At 60.0% G+C, this 2,618-nt stretch carries 3 protein-coding genes; all 3 read right to left on the reverse strand.

Going from position 1 to position 2,618, the window contains the following annotated elements; translation table 11 throughout:
• Nucleotides 1-779 (reverse strand): putative manganese transporter (locus tag ACWI8T_RS09360; RefSeq protein WP_449138748.1); only part of this gene is annotated, 779 nt, incomplete at its 3' end.
• Between the two features lie 138 nt (nt 780-917).
• A complete protein-coding gene (gene rsgA, locus ACWI8T_RS09365) occupies nt 918-1,892 on the reverse strand; it encodes a ribosome small subunit-dependent GTPase A (protein WP_449138749.1) in 975 nt (324 codons plus the stop codon).
• A partial coding sequence (locus ACWI8T_RS09370; RefSeq protein ID WP_449138750.1) for a hypothetical protein occupies nt 1,892-2,618 on the reverse strand: 727 nt, incomplete at its 5' end. The genes ACWI8T_RS09370 and rsgA, both read right to left, overlap by 1 nt.

The following is a 2,618-nucleotide window of genomic DNA, read 5'->3' on the forward strand; positions in this document are numbered from 1 at the left end:
AACGCGACCTGCAGCGTATGCACAAGGGAGCTTTTCGCGATAGCCGCGAAGCCATGCGCATGCCCATGCGTGTGGCCGTGGTCGTGACTGTGGCCATGGGCGTCATCGTGGGCGTGCTCGTGCTCGTGCTCGCGGGCATGATCATGGCCATGGTCGGGTCGCTCGCCGGAAGCGCGCGCAAGTTCAGCCTCGCGTTCTTCCCCGCGCGAAAGCCCGCCATCCGAATCGTCAGCACGATCAGCGGCGCCTTCCCCATGCTCCTGGCGCGTATCAGAAAGCGCGGACGGCGCATCGCCTTCATCGTCGCAGCCGCAGTGGTCGCGCTCGCACAAATCATGGATGCGCATCGCTTCTACAGCATGGTGGCGAAGCCGCAGCACCGCATCAATGGCAAAGCCGGCAATAAGGCCGCAAAGCGCTTTGATCGCGAGAACTTCAACAATGAACTCCACTGGGGCCTGCGCGGCAATCATGATGGGCAGCATCTCATCGCTCGTTGAAAGGAATACAGCGAAGAGCGTGCCCAGGGTAATAACTCGCGCGGAATACAGCGTCGCGGCAGCGGCAGAAAATCCGCACTGCGGCACTACGCCCAGAAGCGCGCCAATAATGGGGCCCGCAGTGCCAGCACGACGAACGGCGGCAATGCTCTTCGAGCTCGCGTAGTGCTCGAGCGCTTCCATGGCGAGATACGTCACGAAAAGGAACGGCACGAGCTTCAAGGTGTCGATGAATGCATGTTCGAAAGCATGCGGGAGTATTTCAGCAAAAGTTTCCATAGCGGAACATTTTAGGGCCGAATGCCAAAAAACGCCTGATAACGTCATCAACTCACACGACAAACATGTGCATTTTTGCTCATATGAGTAGAGATTCGAAGATACAAGAGCAGGGACGTCATGAAAGCGACCTGCACCCTATCCCTTCCAGCGACGAGGATGGCCTTTGCGCGAACGAATGCGCTTCGCCTCTTCGTTGCGCTTTTTAGCCTCACGAACCTCGCCGCGCAAACGAAGGTAGCTGTCATAGCGTTCTTTGGGAAGCTCGCCCGATTTCACGGCGGCGCGCACCGCGCACCCAGGCTCCGCCTCATGGCGGCAATCGCGGAATCGACACTGCTCAGCGAGCTGCTCCACATCGACGAATGCGGCTTCAATGCCCGCATCGGAATCCCATAGGGCAAGACCGCGCACGCCCGGCATATCGACGACGCTGCCAGCGCCAGGAATCGCGATCATTTCGCGGGAAACCGTCGTGTGGCGACCCTTGCCATCGCCCTCGCGAACGGCGCCCGTTGCCTGTACGTCGCTTCCGACCAGCAAGTTCACCAAGCTCGATTTACCGACGCCGCTTTTTCCCAGCAGCACGGCGATGCGACCTTCCGGAATTAAGGCGCGCACCCCCTCAACGCTTTGGGGGTCTTCAGCAGAAACCACCAGAACGGGCGTGCCGTGGGCGATTTTCTCGACCAAATCGCGCGCCTGGGCAAGCTCGACTTCGGTTTCCGCCAAATCGGCCTTGGTAAGCACGACGGCGACGCTCGCGCCGCTCTCGTGAGCCAAAACGAGTTCGCGTTCGAGCCGGCGCACATTGATGCCCACCAAAGGCTCGGCCACGATAACCGTATCGAAATTCGCCGCGAGCACCTGCTGCTCCATGCGCTCGGTCGGGTCTTTGCGCACGAAAGCGCGCTTGCGATCGTGCACGCGTTCGATAATGCCTTTATCGTGCCCATCGGGCGCAGACACATCGACGACATCGCCCGTCGTCGCGCGCACGTCGGCGCCCTTCACCAAAGCCGTTGCGTGCTCGCAGCGAAGCTCGCGTCCATCGCTCAAACGCACGAGCGGATACCCGCGGTCAAGCTTGATCACAGTTCCTTGCATAAGCATTAACGCGACCTTTCCCGCATGCGCCAAAACACGAGCGCCAAAACGATGCCCACCGCCAACGCGGCGACACCGGGCACGAAATCATCGATATTGAAGGCGTCTTTATGTTCATAGCCAGCCGAAACCACGTTTACCACCTGGGCATGCACGTCGCTTTCGCCTTCATGCTGAGAGCACGTCAAATTGAACACGCCCCGAACGCGCAGGGCAGTTCCCGTCGTGCCGTATGCCCCGTAGGTGTCGATCTTGCGCAAATCGCTGCGACGCACGAATACGGTAACGGTCGAACCCGTATCTGAGTCGCGCAGCACGATCCACGCATGGTCGGCATCGCCCGTCACGGAAATGGCCTCGCCCACCACTTCGCCCGTCACCTGCACGGTTTGTTTGTCGTAATACGAATCGGCGCCAGCCAAATCGGCGATGGACGCATCGTAGAGGAACGAGTTGTCGGAGGTCTGCCCGTCATCAATCGAGTTAGTCGAATCGTCAACGGGTTTAGGCGCTTCGCCATTGTTGTTTTCGCCCTTTGCGGCATCGGCGTCAGCAGCAGCGGCATCGACGCGCGCCTTGGACACATCCTTCTTGTCGGCGGTGGCGGTTGAATCGGAGCTCGACACCGATCCAGCTGAGCTGCCATCGCCGTCGGCGGCAAATGCAACACTCGCGGGCACCAATGCCACAGCGGCAGCAAGAACCGCAACCAGAGCGGTTCGCGATAGCTTG

Source organism: Slackia sp. (assembly GCF_977041755.1).